At 60.5% G+C, this 324-nt stretch carries 1 protein-coding gene; it reads left to right on the top strand.

Annotated elements, in window-relative coordinates; all coding sequences use genetic code 11:
- Positions 1-17: 17 nt before the first annotated feature.
- Complete coding sequence (locus ACLBXP_RS25455; RefSeq protein WP_447670615.1) at positions 18-221, top strand: recombinase family protein; 204 nt, start codon at positions 18-20, stop codon at positions 219-221.
- Positions 222-324 lie beyond the last annotated feature (103 nt).

Raw genomic sequence — 324 nt, 5'->3', positions numbered from 1 at the left:
CGCGCTCCACCAAGGCGATCAAGAGGCCCGAGGACATCGCGCCGACCATCCGTGAGATCCAAGGGGAGGCTCAGGGTGCGAGCCGAGCTTCGCTGCGGCAACTGGCGGCCGAGTTGACCCGTCGTGGGATCAAGTCCCCACGTGGATCTACGACCTGGAGTGCCACCCAGGTCAAACGTATCCTTGAGCGAGCAAGCGGAGGATCCACAACGATGCCGTAGCAAATAAATACCCTCATGCGCCTGGTCGAGATCATTGAAGAAGATACCCAGGACGGTATCGTCGAGCCCCTAGGCACCTCGAAAGTCCGTCCGAACAGCTACC

The sequence above is a fragment of the Methylobacterium sp. A54F genome (genome assembly GCF_053346035.1).
This window is presented reverse-complemented; position numbering and strand designations above follow the sequence as displayed.